The organism is Stenotrophomonas sp. NLF4-10, assembly GCF_022359915.1.
Classification (GTDB): domain Bacteria; phylum Pseudomonadota; class Gammaproteobacteria; order Xanthomonadales; family Xanthomonadaceae; genus Stenotrophomonas; species Stenotrophomonas daejeonensis.
The window spans coordinates 2036602-2051827 of the sequence record NZ_JAKSEE010000003.1 but is presented as its reverse complement, the minus strand read 5'-3'; the positions used below and the strand labels follow the sequence as shown (position 1 = coordinate 2051827).

At 67.9% G+C, this 15226-nt stretch carries 10 protein-coding genes; 5 read left to right on the top strand and 5 right to left on the bottom strand.

The features are described from left to right. Positions 1–260: 260 nt before the first annotated feature. Complete coding sequence (locus tag MIC98_RS09615) at positions 261–497, top strand: hypothetical protein (RefSeq protein WP_239737000.1); 237 nt, start codon at positions 261–263, stop codon at positions 495–497. A 30-nt stretch (positions 498–527) separates the two neighbouring features. Further along, on the top strand, positions 528–668 hold the full coding sequence (locus MIC98_RS09610; protein ID WP_239736999.1) for a hypothetical protein: 141 nt from the start codon (positions 528–530) through the stop codon (positions 666–668). A gap of 80 nt (positions 669–748) precedes the next feature. On the opposite strand, the gene MIC98_RS09605 is transcribed toward MIC98_RS09610, so the two are convergent. The 4 genes from MIC98_RS09605 to MIC98_RS09590 form a co-directional block, all read right to left on the bottom strand. After that, complete coding sequence (locus tag MIC98_RS09605; protein WP_239736998.1) at positions 749–1468, bottom strand: transferase; 720 nt, start codon at positions 1466–1468, stop codon at positions 749–751. Beyond that, positions 1465–2415 (bottom strand): 5'-nucleotidase, encoded by a 951-nt coding sequence (locus MIC98_RS09600; protein WP_057640766.1) that lies wholly within the window; start codon positions 2413–2415, stop codon positions 1465–1467. Before MIC98_RS09600 ends, MIC98_RS09605 begins: the two co-directional genes overlap by 4 nt. 127 nt (positions 2416–2542) lie before the next feature. After that, complete coding sequence (locus tag MIC98_RS09595) at positions 2543–3316, bottom strand: NAD kinase (protein WP_239736997.1); 774 nt, start codon at positions 3314–3316, stop codon at positions 2543–2545. Between the two features lie 337 nt (positions 3317–3653). Continuing rightward, positions 3654–8633 (bottom strand): NAD-glutamate dehydrogenase domain-containing protein, encoded by a 4980-nt coding sequence (locus tag MIC98_RS09590; protein ID WP_239736996.1) that lies wholly within the window; start codon positions 8631–8633, stop codon positions 3654–3656. A 237-nt stretch (positions 8634–8870) separates the two neighbouring features. On the opposite strand from MIC98_RS09590, the gene MIC98_RS09585 reads away from it, so the two are divergent. From MIC98_RS09585 to MIC98_RS09575, 3 genes are read left to right on the top strand one after another with little or no spacing between them, the layout of a single operon-like run. After that, positions 8871–9509, top strand: coding sequence for a TetR/AcrR family transcriptional regulator (locus tag MIC98_RS09585; protein ID WP_345772156.1), 639 nt, complete (start codon positions 8871–8873; stop codon positions 9507–9509). Between the two features lie 22 nt (positions 9510–9531). Continuing rightward, positions 9532–10704 (top strand): efflux RND transporter periplasmic adaptor subunit, encoded by a 1173-nt coding sequence (locus tag MIC98_RS09580; RefSeq protein WP_239736995.1) that lies wholly within the window; start codon positions 9532–9534, stop codon positions 10702–10704. Positions 10705–10716: 12 nt separating this feature from the next. Continuing rightward, positions 10717–13884 (top strand): multidrug efflux RND transporter permease subunit, encoded by a 3168-nt coding sequence (locus MIC98_RS09575; protein WP_057640759.1) that lies wholly within the window; start codon positions 10717–10719, stop codon positions 13882–13884. Positions 13885–14023: 139 nt separating this feature from the next. On the opposite strand, the gene MIC98_RS09570 is transcribed toward MIC98_RS09575, so the two are convergent. Continuing rightward, positions 14024–15172, bottom strand: a complete 1149-nt coding sequence (locus tag MIC98_RS09570) for an acyl-CoA dehydrogenase family protein (protein WP_239736994.1) — start codon at positions 15170–15172, stop codon at positions 14024–14026. Positions 15173–15226: the final 54 nt, after the last annotated feature.

The following is a 15226-nucleotide window of genomic DNA, read 5'->3' as shown; positions in this document are numbered from 1 at the left end:
CATTGCCCGCATATCCCAGTCGTAATGACGCGTGCATTCGCACGAATGCCGATGCCCCACCCGTTGCGTGGTGGCGATGCGCGTTTCCGCGGCAGCCTCCTGCCGCATTGCCCGCCATGACCCGTACCGCGGACGGAACGGCATGGTGCGAGGAATGAACTGCCGGTTCCATGCAGCTCGTTCATCAGGGCAGCCGCATCGCGCCCGTCCGCGCATCGGGGAACCCCGTCATCCGGCTGGCACCGACATGAGGAAAAGAGATGACATCCATCCGCAAGTCCACCGCCACCGCCCCGAGAAGGACAAGCTCGACCTTCGCTTCCGGCACCCAGCAGGGACACCTGACCCGCGAGCGCATCGCCCGGGACATGGCGGCCTTCGACAAGGCCGGCGGCAAGATCGAAGTGCTGGGCAACACGCCGCTGCGCGGCAGGGACGGCGTGCTGAAGCCCGCTGCGGAAACGCCTGCCGGCACCAGCCAATCCGGCAAGAACTGACCCACTTCCCCGAAAGACGGAGCAACCCACTTGGCCAAGGTCAACTACTCGTTCGAGAAGCGCCAGCGCGAGCTGGCAAAGAAGAAGCAGAAGGAAGCGAAGCTGGCGAAGAAGCGCTCCGGCCGCGACACCGCCTCTCCCGACGCAGGCGAACCGCCGGCATCCGCCTAGTGACGCCGCCGCGCCTGCTCCAGGCATGCCGCCGCCGGGGTCCATGACCCCGGCCGGCCCCAAGCGGTTCCTGCCGCCGGTCAGCGCGAAGCCTGGCCCTCCCATGCCTTCGCCAACCGCCTGAACCCGGCCCGCAACTGCCCGCGCGCGCCCCACGGCAGCCGCGACAGGGCCTCCGCCACCGGCTCCGGTTGCGGCGAGCCGTTCCACGCGACCACCACCTTGTTGCTCATGCCCGGCTCGTCGAGTTTCAGCACACGGCCATCGAAGCTGCGGCGCAGCCGCACCAGGTGCCTGCGGGTATCGGTGTTGTAGAGATTGCCGGCCATCACGCCGTTGGCAGCAAGTGCGGCGCGGCAGTCGTCGTAGAAATCCTGCGTGGACAATGCCGGCGGAATGCCATGCACATCGTAGGCATCCACCAGCAGCAGGTCGAAGCAACCGCGCCGGGTGCGCAGCCAGGCAGCGCCATCGGCGCATTCCACCTGCAGGCGTTCGTCGTCCATCGGGACGTGGAAGACCCCGCGCAGCGCGATCACGTCCGGGTCGCTTTCCACCGCCTCGATGCGGGCCTGCGGCAGATGGCGATGGCAGAACTTGGCCTGCGAGCCGCCGCCGAGGCCGACGATGCCGATGCGCCGCGGGGCCGGCTGCAGCCACAGTGCGGCCAGCATGCTGCGGGTGTAGCCCACGTGCAGCCGCTGCGGGAACCAGCGCGACATGCGCGTCTGGATGGTGTCGCCACAGAATTGCAGTTCGACGTGCCGCCAACTGCGCCGGATGCGGGCGCCGCCGCTCATTCGGTGCGCACGGCGTTGGCGATGCCGTGCGGCACGTGGCCGGCGGCGACGCTGTGGTGCTGGCGGGCGCTGTCGATGTTGTGCTGCGAGTCGTCGAAGAAGATGTCCGCGCCGAACGCTTCCAGGAACGGCCCCTTGTGGCGGCCGCCGAGGAACAGCGCCTCGTCCAGGCGCACGCCCCACTCGCGCAGGGTGCGGATCACCCGTTCGTGCGCCGGTGCCGAGCGCGCGGTGACCAGCGCGGTGCGGATAGGCGCCTGTTCGCCGGCCGGGAACGCTGCCTGCAAGGCATGCAAGGCCGACAGGAAATTGCGGAACGGCCCGCCGCTGAGCGGCTCGTGCGCACGCTCGCGCTCGTGGCGGCCGAACGCCTCCACGCCCTGCTCGCGCGAGATGCGCTCGCTCTCGTCGCCGAAGATCACCGCGTCGCCATCGAAGGCGATGCGCAACTGCCCCGCCGGGTGTCCGGTATCGGTGGGGGCGATGGACATCTCGGCGCCACTGCGCGGCAGGATCGTTGCTGCTGCGATGCCGTGCACCAGGGCGCGCCGCACCGATTCGGGGTTGGCCGACAGGAACAGGTCGGTGCCGAACGGCTTGACGTAGGGCCAGGTCGGCTCGCCGGCGGTGAAGGTGGCGCGGACGATGCCCAGGTCGTGGTGCTGGATGGAATTGAAGATGCGCAGGCCGGTGTCGGCCGAGTTGCGCGAGAGCAGGATCACCTCCACCCGCGGGTCCTCCGCGCTGGTGCCCTGGTTCAGCGCCAGCAGCTTGCGCACCACCGGAAACGCCACGCCGGGCTTGAGCACGTCGTCCTCGTGTTCGCGCTGGTAGGCGGCGTAGGCCTCCAGGCCTTGCTGCTCGAACAGCACATGGCCTTCTTCGAGGTCGAACAAGGCGCGCGAGGTCACCGCGACGGTGAGCAGCCGGGGAGTGTTGTCACCCATTGGGACGGACCTGACGGAATGCCGGATTGATGGAGGGAGTCTAACCGGAAGGCCCGGTAGGTCGGGGCCATGCCCCCGACGCTTCGTGCGCACGGCCGTCGGGGACGTAGCCCCGACCTACGCAGCATCAGAACTCGAACTGCTCGCTGAGGATGCGCTCTTCCAGGTTGTGTTCCGGGTCGAACAGCAACGTCACCTGCCGCTGCCGCGATTCGCGGATGGTCACCTCCACCACGTCGCGGGTTTCGTGCGAATCGGCGGTGACGCTGACCGGGCGCTTGTAGGGGTCGAGCACGCGGAAGCACACCTCGGTGTCGGCCTTGAGGATGGCCCCGCGCCAGCGTCGCGGCCGGTACGGTGCCAGCGGCGTCAACGCGATGGTGTTCGAACCCAGCGGCAGGATCGGCCCGCGCGCCGAGTAGTTGTAGGCGGTGCTGCCGGCCGGGGTGGACACCAGCACGCCGTCGCAGATCAGCTCTTCCACGCGCTGCTGGCCGTTGAGGTCGATGCCGATGTGCGCGGCCTGCCGGGTCTGCCGCAGCATCGACACGTCGTTGTAGGCCAACGAGCCGGTGCTGGTGCCCGACTCGGTCAGCGCGAGCATTTCCAGCGGCCGCAGGTGCGCCGGCTCGGCCAGCGCCAGGCGCTCGACCAGGTCGTCGTCGTCGCGGTAGTGGTTCATCAGGAAGCCGACCGTGCCCAGTTTCATGCCGAACACCGGCTTGCCCTTGTCGCCGTGGCGGTGCAGGGTCTGCAGCATGAAGCCGTCGCCGCCCAGCGGGCACAGCACGTCGGCGGCGTCGGGCTTGTGGTCGCCATAGCGCGCGGCCATCTGCACGCGGGCCTGCTGCGCGGCCTCGGTGTTGCTGGCGAGAAAGGCGATGCGGGGGGACATGGCCATCGTCGGTTGCGGTCGGGCTGCCGAGGATAACCCGCAATGCTGAAGCGTGCTGCCCTGCCCCGTAGGAGCGCACTTCAGTGCGCGAGAGGCTTTCCCGGTGATGCCCCATCGCGCACCGAAGTGCGCTCCTACGGTAACGCGGGCCTTCTTCCGCTGTTGCAAACGGGAAGTGCCGACCAATGGTCGGCACCCACCCTTCATCTTTCTGGAGCAAAGCCCCCCTTCTGTTAAGGGGGGCGCGGCGACAGCCGCGGGGATAGGCAAGCCCGAGGGCGGTGCCGAAAGTTTGCGCTGCAAACTTTCGGGTCGGGCCTGCCACGCAGGCCCGACCACGGGGTCAGACCCCGTGCATCGCCAGTTGGCCAAGACGCTGCACCGCAACCGAGACGGTCGGGTAGTCCAGCGTCTTCTGCTCGGCCAGCTCGGCCAGCATCGCCAGGGTGAAGCGCAGGCTGCTGTCGTCACGGCCCAGCCATGCGGCCACCTTGGCTTCGGCGCTGCCACCCTTCACCGACAACACCTGCCCGGTGAGGACGCGCTGGTGCGAGGCCAGTTCGTCGCGCAGCACGCCGCGGGCCACCGCATGCCAGCGACCGTTGACCTCCAGCGCGTCGATCTGCTCGAACAGCCACGGCATCAGCAGGGCCTCGCCGAGGCGGAAGTGGACCTTGGACACGTCCACCGGCTTGAGCTTGCGGGTGCGGGCCAGTTCGATGATGTCGAACGCCGGTTCCAGGAACTGCAGCTCGGACAGCTGTTGCGCCAGCGCCGCCGGCAGGCCCTTCTCCTTCCATTGCTTGACGCTGGCCTCGTAGGCCGGGCGCTGCGAATCCGGCAGCACGCCCGAGGCGACGCGGATGTCGTTGAACGGCCCTTGGTAACGCTCGACCGCGGCGGTGATGCCCGGCATCGCGCCCGGACGGTTCAGCAGCCAGCGTACGAACGAACGCTGCAGCTTCCAGATCACTTCCAGCGCATCGACCTGCACCGCTTCGGGCAAGGTGCCGTCGAGCGCGTCGATCTGCGTCCACAGCGCACGCGCATCCAGCGTCTCGCGGCTGATGGTGTAGGCCTTGGCGACCTCGGCCACGCTGCGGCCGGTGTCTTCCTGCATGCGCATCAGGAAGGTGGCGCCCATGCGGTTGATGGTCTGGTTGGTCACCGCGGTGGCGATGATCTCGCGCTTCAGGCGGTGGCCCTGCATGCTGTCGGCATACTTCTTCTGCAACGGCTGCGGGAAATAGCGCAGCAGTTCCTTGGACAGGTAGGCGTCCTCCGGGATGTCCGACTCCAGCAATTGCTGGAAGGCGACGATCTTGGAGTAGGACAGCAGCACCGCCAGCTCCGGGCGGGTCAGGCCCTGCCCGCGCAGCTTGCGCGCGGACAGCTCGGCGTCGGACGGCAGGAACTCGATCTGGCGGTCGAGCAGGCCCTGCTGTTCCAGCGTGCGGATGAAGTGCTGCTTGGAACCCAGGCGCTTGGTGCTCATCCGCTCCATCAGGCTCAGCGCCTGGTTCTGGCGGTAGTTGTCGTTGAGCACCAGTTCGGCCACTTCGTCGGTCATCGACGCCAGCAGCTTGTTGCGCTGGTCCACGGTCAGCTTCTTCGCCCGCACCACGTCGTTGAGCAGGATCTTGATGTTGACTTCGTGGTCGGAGGTATCGACGCCGGCCGAGTTGTCGATGAAGTCGGTGTTGAGCAGCACGCCGTTCTGCGCGGCCTCGATGCGGCCGAGCTGGGTCATGCCCAGGTTGCCGCCCTCGCCCACGATCCTGCAGCGCAGTTCGCCGCCGTTGACGCGCAGCGCGTTGTTGGCGCGGTCGCCGACGTCGGCGTTGGTTTCGGCCGCCGACTTGACGTAGGTGCCGATGCCGCCGTTCCACAGCAGGTCCACTGGCGCCTTCAGCGCGGCGTTGATCAGGTCGGTCGGGGCCAGCGCCTTGATGCCGGCGTCGATGCCCAGCGCCTCGCGCACCTGCGGGGTGATCTCGATCGACTTCAGCGAGCGCGGGTAGATGCCGCCGCCCTTGCTGATCAGCTTGGCGTCGTAGTCCGCCCAGCTCGAACGCGGCACCTTGAACATGCGCGCGCGTTCCTTGAACGAACTGGCCGCCACCGGGTTCGGGTCGAGGAAGATGTGGCGGTGGTCGAATGCGCAGACCAAGCGGATGTGCTCGGACAGCAGCATGCCGTTGCCGAACACGTCGCCGGACATGTCGCCGATGCCGACCGCGGTGAAGTCCTGCTTCTGGCAATCGCGGCCCAGCGCACGGAAGTGGCGCTTGACCGACTCCCACGCGCCGCGCGCGGTGATGCCCATGCCCTTGTGGTCGTAGCCGACCGAGCCGCCCGAGGCGAACGCGTCGTCCAGCCAGAAGCCGTGCGCGCGGGCGATGCCGTTGGCGGTGTCGGAGAAGGTCGCGGTGCCCTTGTCGGCGGCGACCACCAGGTACGGGTCGTCGCCGTCGTGGCGCACCACGCCCTGCGGCGGCACGATCTTGTTGCCGACGATGTTGTCGGTGATGTCGAGCAGGCCGTTGATGAAGCGCTTGTAGCAGGCCACGCCCTCGGCGAACCATGCGTCGCGATCGACGGACGGGTCCGGCAACTGCTTGGCGAAGAAGCCGCCCTTGGAGCCGACCGGCACGATGACGGTGTTCTTCACCATCTGCGCCTTGACCAGGCCCAGCACCTCGGTGCGGAAGTCCTCGCGGCGGTCCGACCAGCGCAGGCCGCCACGCGCCACCGGGCCGAAGCGCAGGTGGGTGCCTTCCACGCGCGGGCCGCACACCCAGATTTCGCGGTACGGGCGCGGCTTGGGCAGGTCCGGCACCTTGGCCGCGTCCAGCTTGAAGCTGATGTAGTCGGCCGGGCCGCCGTCGGCGCGCAGGCCGTCCTTGCGCGGCATGTAATAGCTGGTGCGCAGCGTGGCTTCGATCACGCCGATGAAGCTGCGCAGGATACGGTCTTCGTCGAGGCTGGAAACGCCGTCGAGCAGCTTGACCAGTGCTTCGTGCACCAGCGCCATGCGCGCGTCGCGGTTGCCGGCGCGCGCCTTGACCACGCCGTCGAGCAGCTTGCCGGTGGCCGCGTCATCGCCGGCCAGCGCCTTGAACTGCGCCAGCTGCGCGTCCTGCGTCGCCTTGTCGGTGGCCGGGGCCGGGTCGAAGCGGGCCTCGAACAGTTCGACGATCAGGCGCGCCAGCAGCGGGTAGCGGTTGAGGGTGCCCTCGACGTAGGCCTGCGAGAACGGCACGCCGATCTGCAGCAGGTACTTGCAGTAGCCGCGCAGCACCGACACCTGCTTCCAGTCCAGCCCGGCGGCCAGCACCAGGCGGTTGAAGCCGTCGTTCTCGGCTTCGCCGTGCCAGACGCGGGCGAACGCGTCGCTGAAACCGGTGCTGGCGGCGGCCGCGTCGATCGCGCCGACGATCGATTCGACCTCGAAGTCCTGCACGTAGACCGGCGCGTCGTCGACCACCAGCCGGTACGGGCGCTCGGCCATCACCCGCAGGCCCATGTTCTCCATCATCGGCAGCACGTCGGACAGCGGGATGTCCTTGAGCTGGCGGTACAGCTTCATGCGCAGGCCATCGACGCCGTCGCGGCGGATCGGCTGCAGGCTCAGGCGCAGGTCGTCCGGGCCGGTCAGGGCGTCGAGCTGGGCGACGTCGGCGGCGGCGATCTCGGCGCTGGAGTCCTCGATGTAGCCGGCCGGCAGTGCCTTGCCGATGCGCGAGGCGATGCGCAGGCCTTCGCTTTCGCCGTGGCTGGTGACCAGCGCTTCGCGCAGGTCGTCCTGCCAGTTGCGCAGCACGTGGGCCAGGCGCTTTTCGAGGTTGTCGATGTCCAGTTCCAGGTTCTGCCCGGCCTTGGGGCGCACGATCAGGTGCACCTGCGCCAGCGGCGAATCGCCCAGCACCACGCTGGAATCCACGTGCTCGCCCTGCAGTTCGTCGCGCAGCATGCTTTCGATGCGCAGGCGCACGTCGGTGTTGAAGCGTTCGCGCGGCAGGAACACCAGCGCCGACAGGAAGCGGCTGAACTTGTCGCGGCGCAGGAACAGGCGGCTGCGCACGCGCTCCTGCAGGCCGAGCACGCCCATCGCGGTACGGAACAGTTCGTCCTCGCTGGACTGGAACAGTTCCTCGCGCGGCAGCGATTCGAGGATGTGGCGCAGCGCCTTGCCGCTGTGGCTGGACGGGCTCAGGCCCGAGTGCTTCATCACGTTCTCGTAGCGCAGGCGCACCAGCGGGATTTCCCACGGACGGCGGTTGTAGGCGCTGGAGGTGAACAGGCCGAGGAAGCGCTTCTCGCCGATGATCTTGCCCTTGGCGTCGAACTCCAGCACGCCGATGTAATCCATGTAGCCGCCGCGGTGGATGCGCGAGCGGGCATTGGTCTTGGTCAGGATCAGCGCGTCGGCGAGGTTGCCGCTGGTGTTCAGGCCCTGCGCCGCCAGCCCCTTGACCGGGCGCGCGATGGAGGTGTCCTTGCCGCGCATCAGGCCCAGGCCGGTGCCGTTCTGCGCGACCAGCACTTCTTCCTTGCCCTGCTTCTCCACCTTGTATTCGCGGTAGCCGAAGAAGGTGAAATGGTTGTCGGCGGCCCAGCGCAGGAATTCCTGTGCCTCGGCGCGCGCGTCGTTGCCCACCGGCAGCGGGCGGCTGCCGAGGTCGTCGGCCAGCGCCAGCGCCTTGTCGCGCATCGGCGCCCAGTCCTTGACGATGGCACGCACGTCGTCAAGCGCGGCGGCGACGCGCTTGCCCACCGCCGCCAGCGCCTCGGCCGGCTGGCGATCGATTTCCAACAGCATCACCGACTCCGGGCTGCCCTCGCCCACGCCGGTCAGCCTGCCGGCCTTGTCGCGGGCGATGTCGAGTACCGGGTGGCCCAGCACGTGCACGCCGATGCCCTGCTCGGCCAGCGCCAGCGACACGGTGTCCACCAGGAACGGCATGTCGTCGTTGACGATCTGCAGCACGGTGTGGCTGGACTCCCAGCCATCGCCCTTCAAGGTCGGGTTGAACACGCGGACGTTGGCCTTGCCCGGCTTGCGCACGCGCACGAATTCCAGCATGCCGGCGGCCAGCACCGCCCAGTCCTCGGCCGGGTGCAGCCTGAATTCATCGCTCTCCATGCGGCGGTAGAACGCCGAGGCGAACGCCTCCGCCTCGGCCCGGCCGGCGGCCGGGTATCGCGTTCGCAACGCTGCAAAAACCGGCTCCAGCGACAGACCGGCTTCGGAAACACTCGGCTTGGTGGCCGATGGGGATTTCGTTCTTGCGGATTTGGCAGCGTTTTTTTGCGGTTTCATGATTGAGCTTCAGTGATGCTCCAGGGGAGACCGAAATTGTATCCCCCGCAACCACCACGGCATTGCTGCAAGGCCGCAATACAGGCCCTGAAACCGCATCCGGAACACATCCAACCGAATGTTTTCATTGAATATTTCCCATAGGAAAACATTTTGAGGATATTCCCCGGCATTACTGCCAAAGCCACGTTTTCGCGCTGTTTTACAAATTTTGAACTGGACGGTATAGTCCAATTCGTGCACCCAGAGATCTCCGATTCCACGCCCATCGAGGCACGCGACCAGCGCGTGTTCGATGCCGTACGCGAACTGCTGGCGGTGCACGGCATGCACCTGAGCATGGATGCGGTGGCCGCGCACGTGGGCTGCTCCAAGCAGACCCTCTACAGCCGCTATGGCAGCAGGCGCGAACTGCTCGGCCAGGTTGTGCGGCAGAGCATGTCGGCTGCCGCCGCGCCGCTGGCCAGCGGCGACGAACGCCCGCTGCGCGAGGTCCTGCTGGATTTCGCGCTGCGTTATCTGGAACATCGCAACCAGCCCCGCAACCGCCAGACCGCGCAGTTGATCGCCACCGGCGCCGCCGAGTTCCGCGAAGAAGCCCGCTCGCTGTACCAGGGCGGGGCCGAGGCCCTGCGCGGGCAGTTGGCTGAATGGATACGAACCGAGATGGCGCGCGGGCGCATCATCCATGACGATCCGCATTTCATCGCCGAGATGCTGGTCAGCATGATTGCCGGTCAGGATTTCGAACGCCAACGTTTCCATGCCCCCTGTCGCGACGATCCGAAGCAGCGCCGCCGCTGGGCCGAATTCGCCGTCGATGCCTTCCTGCGTGCCTTCCCGGCACCGCCGGCCGGCATCCCCGGCACCCGCTGAACAACCTCCCGGAGCTCCCCCGATGACCTCTCCGCTGCGCATCCTCGCCCTCGCCGGCGCCATGACCCTGGGCCTGGCCGCCTGCAGGAACCAACAGGAACAGCAGGCCCCGCCCCCGCCGGAGGTCGGCGTCATCGAGGCCAAGCCGCAGACGCTGCCGTTGCAGCGCGAGCTGGTCGGGCGCCTATCGCCGTTCCGCTCGGCCGACGTGCGCGCCCGCGTTTCCGGCGTGCTGCTCAAGCGCGTCTACGAGGAAGGCAGCAGCGTCAAGGAGGGCCAGGCGCTGTTCCAGATCGACCCGGCGCCGCTGCGCGCGTCGCTGGCCTCGGCCGAAGCCGCGCTGGCCTCGGCCCGCGCCACCCACGCCAACGCCAAGGCCACCGCCGAGCGCGCCCGCACGCTGGCGCCGCAGAACTACGTATCGCGCTCGGACCTGGACAATGCCGAAGCCGCCGAGCGCAGTAGCGCCGCCGCCGTGCAGCAGGCGCAGGCAGCGGTCACCAGCGCCCGCATCAACCTCGGCTATGCCAACGTCACCGCACCGATCGCCGGCCTGGCCGGCAAGCAGCAGGTGACCGAGGGCGCGCTGGTCGGCCAGAACGAAGCCACGCTGCTGACCACCATCGACCAGATCGACCCGCTGTACGTCAACTTCTCGATGACCGCCGACGAACTGAGCGGGCTGCGCGCCGCACAGGACAAGGGCGCGGTGGCGCTGGCCGGCGACGGCAAGACCACGGTGCAGGTCAACCTGCCCGACGGCACCCCGTACGCGCACGAGGGCACGCTGGACTTCTCGGCGACCACCGTGGACCCGGCCACCGGCGCGGTGTCGCTGCGCGCGCAGCTGCCCAACCCGGAGCACATCCTGCTGCCCGGCTCGTTCGTCAGCTTCAAGGCCAACCTCGGCCAGCGCAACAACGCCTTCCTGGTGCCGCAGCAGGCGGTGCAGCGCGACGCGCAGGGCGGCTACGCGCTGGTGGTCGGCAAGGACGGCAACGTGGTGCGCAAGGACCTGGTGCTGGACGGCCAGCAGGGCGGCAACTGGCTGGTGTCGGCCGGGCTGGAAGCCGGCGACCAGGTGATCGCCTCGGGCCTGCAGAAGGTCAAGCCGGGCGAGCCGGCCAAGCCGATGCCGTGGCAGCCGGCCGCGGCCAAGCCCGCCGCCGTCCCGGCGCAGCCGCAGCAGGACTGACGGAGCTTCCCCATGCCCAAATTCTTCATCGAGCACCCGGTATTCGCGTGGGTGGTGGCCATCCTGATCTCGCTTGGCGGCGTGATCTCGATCCTCAACCTGGGCGTGGAGTCCTACCCCAGCGTGGCGCCGCCGCAGGTCACCGTGTCGGCCAACTACCCCGGCGCCAGCGCCGCCACCGCCGAGAAGTCGGTCACCCAGGTGATCGAGCAGCAGCTGACCGGCATCGACAATCTGGTCTACTTCAGCTCCTCCTCGTCCTCCACCGGGCGGGTGAACATCACCCTCACCTTCGACAGCGGCACCGATGCCGACATCGCCCAGGTGCAGGTGCAGAACAAGGTGGCGCTGGCGACCCCGCGCCTGCCCTCGGAAGTGACCAAGCAGGGCGTGGTGGTGGCCAAGGCCAACGCCGGCTTCCTGATGGCCGTGGGCGTGCGTTCGGACGATGGCACGGTGGACCGCGACGCGCTCAACGACATCGTCGGCTCGCGCGTGCTGGAGCAGATCTCGCGCGTGCCCGGCGTCGGCAGCACCCAGCAGTTCGGCTCAGAGTACGCCATGCGCATCTGGCTGAACCCGGAGAAGCTGCAGGGCTACCACCTGTCGGCCACCGACGTGTACAACGCCATCGGCACCCAGAACCTGCAGTTCTCCGCCGGCTCGGTGGGCGGCGACCCGGCCCCGAACGGGCAGGCGTTCACCGCCACCGTCGCCGCCGAAGGCCGCTACAGCACGCCGGAGGAATTCGAGAACACCATCCTGCGGGCCAACGCCGACGGCAGCGTGGTTAGGCTGAAGGACGTGGCCCGCGTCGCCTTCGGTGCCTCCAACTACGGCTTCGACACCCGCTACAACGGCAAGCCGGTGGCCGCCTTCGCCATCCAGCTGCTGCCCGGCGCCAACGCGCTGGACGTGTCCCGCGCGGTGCGCGCCAAGATGGACGACCTGGCCGGCAGCTTCCCGCAGGGCGTGAGCTGGTTCACCCCGTTCGACAGCACCACCTTCGTCAACATCTCGATCAAGGAAGTGATCCACACGCTGGTGGAAGCCATCGTGCTGGTGTTTCTGGTGATGCTGATCTTCCTGCAGAACTTCCGCGCGACGATCATCCCGACGCTGGTGATCCCGGTGGCGCTGCTGGGCACCTTCATGGGCATGCTGGCGATCGGCTTCACCATCAACCAGCTCACGCTGTTCGCGATGGTGCTGGCGATCGGCATCGTGGTCGACGACGCGATCGTGGTGATCGAGAACGTCGAGCGCATCATGAGCGAAGACCAGCTCGACCCGAAGCCGGCCACGCAGAAGGCGATGGGCCAGATCACTGGCGCGGTGGTGGCCATCACCGTGGTGCTGGCGGCGGTGTTCATCCCCAGCGCGATGCAGCCCGGTGCCTCGGGCGAAATCTACAAGCAGTTCGCGCTGACCATCGCCATGTCGATGGGCTTCTCGGCGCTGCTGGCGCTGAGCTTCACCCCGGCGCTGTGCGCGGCCTTCCTCAAGCCGACCCACAACGACAACCCGAACTGGGTCTACCGCACCTTCAACACCTATTACGGCCGGCTCGAGAAGGGCTACGTCGGCACCGTCGGCAGCGTCCTCAGGCACAGCCCGCGCTGGCTGATGGTGTTCGCGCTGCTGGTCGCGCTGTGCGGCCTGCTGTTCACCCGCCTGCCGGGCAGCTTCCTGCCGGAAGAGGACCAGGGCTATGCGCTGGCCATCGTGCAGCTGCCACCGGGCGCGACCAAGAGCCGCACCGGCGTGGTGTTCGACCAGTTGCTGGGGCTGATGCAGGACGACCCGTCGTTCGAGGGCATGATGCAGGTCACCGGCTTCAGCTTCGTCGGCTCCGGCGAGAACGTCGGCATGGCCTTCATCCGGCTCAAGGACTGGGGCGAGCGCGACGAGACCGCGCCGGAGTTCATCCAGAAGATGAACATGAAGGCCTTCGGCGGCATCAAGGACGCGCAGGTGTTCCTGGTCAACCTGCCCACCGTGCAGGGCCTGGGCCAGTTCGGCGGCTTCGACATGTGGCTGCAGGACCGCGCCGGCGCCGGCCAGGACGCGCTGATGGACGCGCGCAACACCCTGCTCGGCGCCGCGTCCGCCGACAAGTCACTGGTCGGCGTGCGCCCGAACACGCTGGAGAACTCGCCGCAGCTGCAGCTGAAGGTGGACCGCGTGCAGGCGCAGGCGATGGGCGTGGCGGTCAACGACGTCTACACCGCGTTGCAGATGATGCTGGCGCCGGTGTACGTCAACGACTTCTTCTACGGCGGCCGCATCAAGCGGGTGAACATGCAGGCCGATGCCGCCTTCCGCACCGGCCCCGAATCGCTGCGCAGCTACTACGTGCCCAGCTCGCTGAGCACCGACGCCGACGGCCAGCCGGCGATGATCCCGCTCAGCACCGTGGTCAAGTCCGACTGGATCTACGCGCCGCCGGCGCTGAGCCGCTACAACGGCTATTCGGCGGTGAACATCGTCGGCTCGCCGGCACCGGGCGGCAGCTCCGGGCAGGCGATGACGACGATGGAGAACCTGGTGCACGACAAGCTGCCGGCCGGTTTCGGCTACGACTGGAGCGGCATGTCCTACCAGGAAATCCTCGCCGGCAACGCCGCCACCCTGCTGATGGTGCTGTCGATCGTGGTGGTGTTCCTGTGCCTGGCCGCGCTGTACGAGAGCTGGTCGATCCCGGTGTCGGTGCTGCTGGTGGTGCCGGTCGGCATCCTCGGCGCGGTGGTGTTCTCGCTGATGCGCGGGTTGCCGAACGACCTGTACTTCAAGATCGGCATGGTCACGGTGATTGGCCTTGCGGCGAAGAACGCGATCCTGATCGTGGAATTCGCGGTCGAGCAGCGCGCCGCCGGCAAGACCCTGCGCGAGGCGGCGATCGAGGCCGCGCACCTGCGCTTCCGCCCGATCCTGATGACCTCCTTCGCGTTCATCCTCGGCGTGCTGCCGATGGCCATTTCCAGCGGCGCCGGCGCCAACGCCCGCCATTCGCTGGGCACCGGCGTCATCGGCGGCATGCTGTTCGCCACCATCATCGGCGTGCTGCTGATCCCGCTGTTCTTCGTCACCGTGCGCCGCGTGCTGGGCGACAAGCTGGACGAACAGTCGAAGCAGTACATCGAGCAGCACAAGGTGCGCACCGTGCAGCAGGATCGCTGAGCGGAAACGCAGCCCCGCAACGACGAAGCCCCGGCAATGCTGGGGCTTCTTTTCATGTAGGAGCGCACCTTGGTGCGCGATGGAGTTTTACCGGAAAAGCAAAAGCTTCATCGCGCACCAAGGTGCGCTCCTACGGGCCTCAGCGCACGCCGGTTTCGTTGCGTGCGATGACCATGCGCTGGATCTCGCTGGTGCCTTCGTAGATCTCGGTGATCTTGGCGTCGCGGAAATAGCGCTCCAGCGGCATTTCCTTGGAATAGCCCATGCCGCCGTGGATCTGCACGGCCTGATGCGCGATCCACATCGCCGCTTCCGAGGCGGTCAGCTTGGCCACCGCGGCCTCGGTGGAGAAGCGCTTGCCCTGCGCCTTGGTCCACGCCGCGCGCAGGGTCAGCAGCAACGCCGCGTCGAGCTTGCACTTCATGTCGGCGATCTTGGCCTGGATCATCTGGAAGCTGCCGATCGGTGCACCGAACGACTTGCGCTCCCGCACATAGGCCACCGACGCCTCGTAGGCGGCGCGGGCGATGCCCACCGCCTGCGAGGCGATGCCGATGCGGCCGGAGTCGAGCAGGCTCATCGCGATCTTGAAGCCCTGCCCTTCCACGCCCAGCACATCCTCGGGCCGCGCCACGTAGTCCTGGAACTCGATCTCGCAGGTGGCCGAGGCGCGCACGCCCAGCTTCGGCTCGGTCTTGCCGCGGCCGAAACCCGGGCGGGTGGCGTCGATCATGAAGGCGGTGACGCCGCGGGCGCCCTGCGCCGGGTCGGTCATCGCGAACAGCACGATGTAGCGCGCCACCGGGCCGGAGGTGATCCAGCTCTTCTGGCCGTTGATCACGTAGGAACCGTCGGCCTGCTTCACCGCACGGCAGCGCATCGCGGTGGCGTCCGAGCCGGATTGCGACTCGGTCAGCGCGAACGCGCCGATCTCGCGGCCCTCGGCGATCGCGCGCACGTACAGCTGCTTCTGCTCCTCGCTGCCGTGGTTGAGCACGGCGTTGCAGAACAGCGAGTTGTTGACCGACATGATGGTGGCGTGCGCGGCGTCCGCGGCGGACACCTCGACGATGGCCAGCACGCTGGACACCGGGTCCATGCCGGCGCCGCCGTACTCGACCGGCACCTCGATGCCCATCAGCCCGTTCTCGCCGAGCAGGCGGATGTTCTCCAGCGGGTACTCGCCGGTGGCGTCGTGATGTTCGGCGCTCGGCGCGATCTTCTCTTGGGCGATGCGGCGGGCCACGTCCTGCAACATCAGTTGTTCTTCGTTGAAGCTGAAATCCACTGCACCCCTCCCAGGGCATTGCGAAGTTGCGATTGTAACCATCGCAACCGCCGC

Coding starts and splice junctions, on each gene's coding strand:
- MIC98_RS09580 (WP_239736995.1), top strand. CDS start 9,532: ATGACCTCTCCGCTGCGCATCCTCGCCCTCGCCGGCGCCATGACCCTG.
- MIC98_RS09615 (WP_239737000.1), top strand. CDS start 261: ATGACATCCATCCGCAAGTCCACCGCCACCGCCCCGAGAAGGACAAGC.
- MIC98_RS09575 (WP_057640759.1), top strand. CDS start 10,717: ATGCCCAAATTCTTCATCGAGCACCCGGTATTCGCGTGGGTGGTGGCC.
- MIC98_RS09600 (WP_057640766.1), bottom strand. CDS start 2,415: ATGGGTGACAACACTCCCCGGCTGCTCACCGTCGCGGTGACCTCGCGC.
- MIC98_RS09595 (WP_239736997.1), bottom strand. CDS start 3,316: ATGGCCATGTCCCCCCGCATCGCCTTTCTCGCCAGCAACACCGAGGCC.
- MIC98_RS09590 (WP_239736996.1), bottom strand. CDS start 8,633: ATGAAACCGCAAAAAAACGCTGCCAAATCCGCAAGAACGAAATCCCCA.
- MIC98_RS09605 (WP_239736998.1), bottom strand. CDS start 1,468: ATGAGCGGCGGCGCCCGCATCCGGCGCAGTTGGCGGCACGTCGAACTG.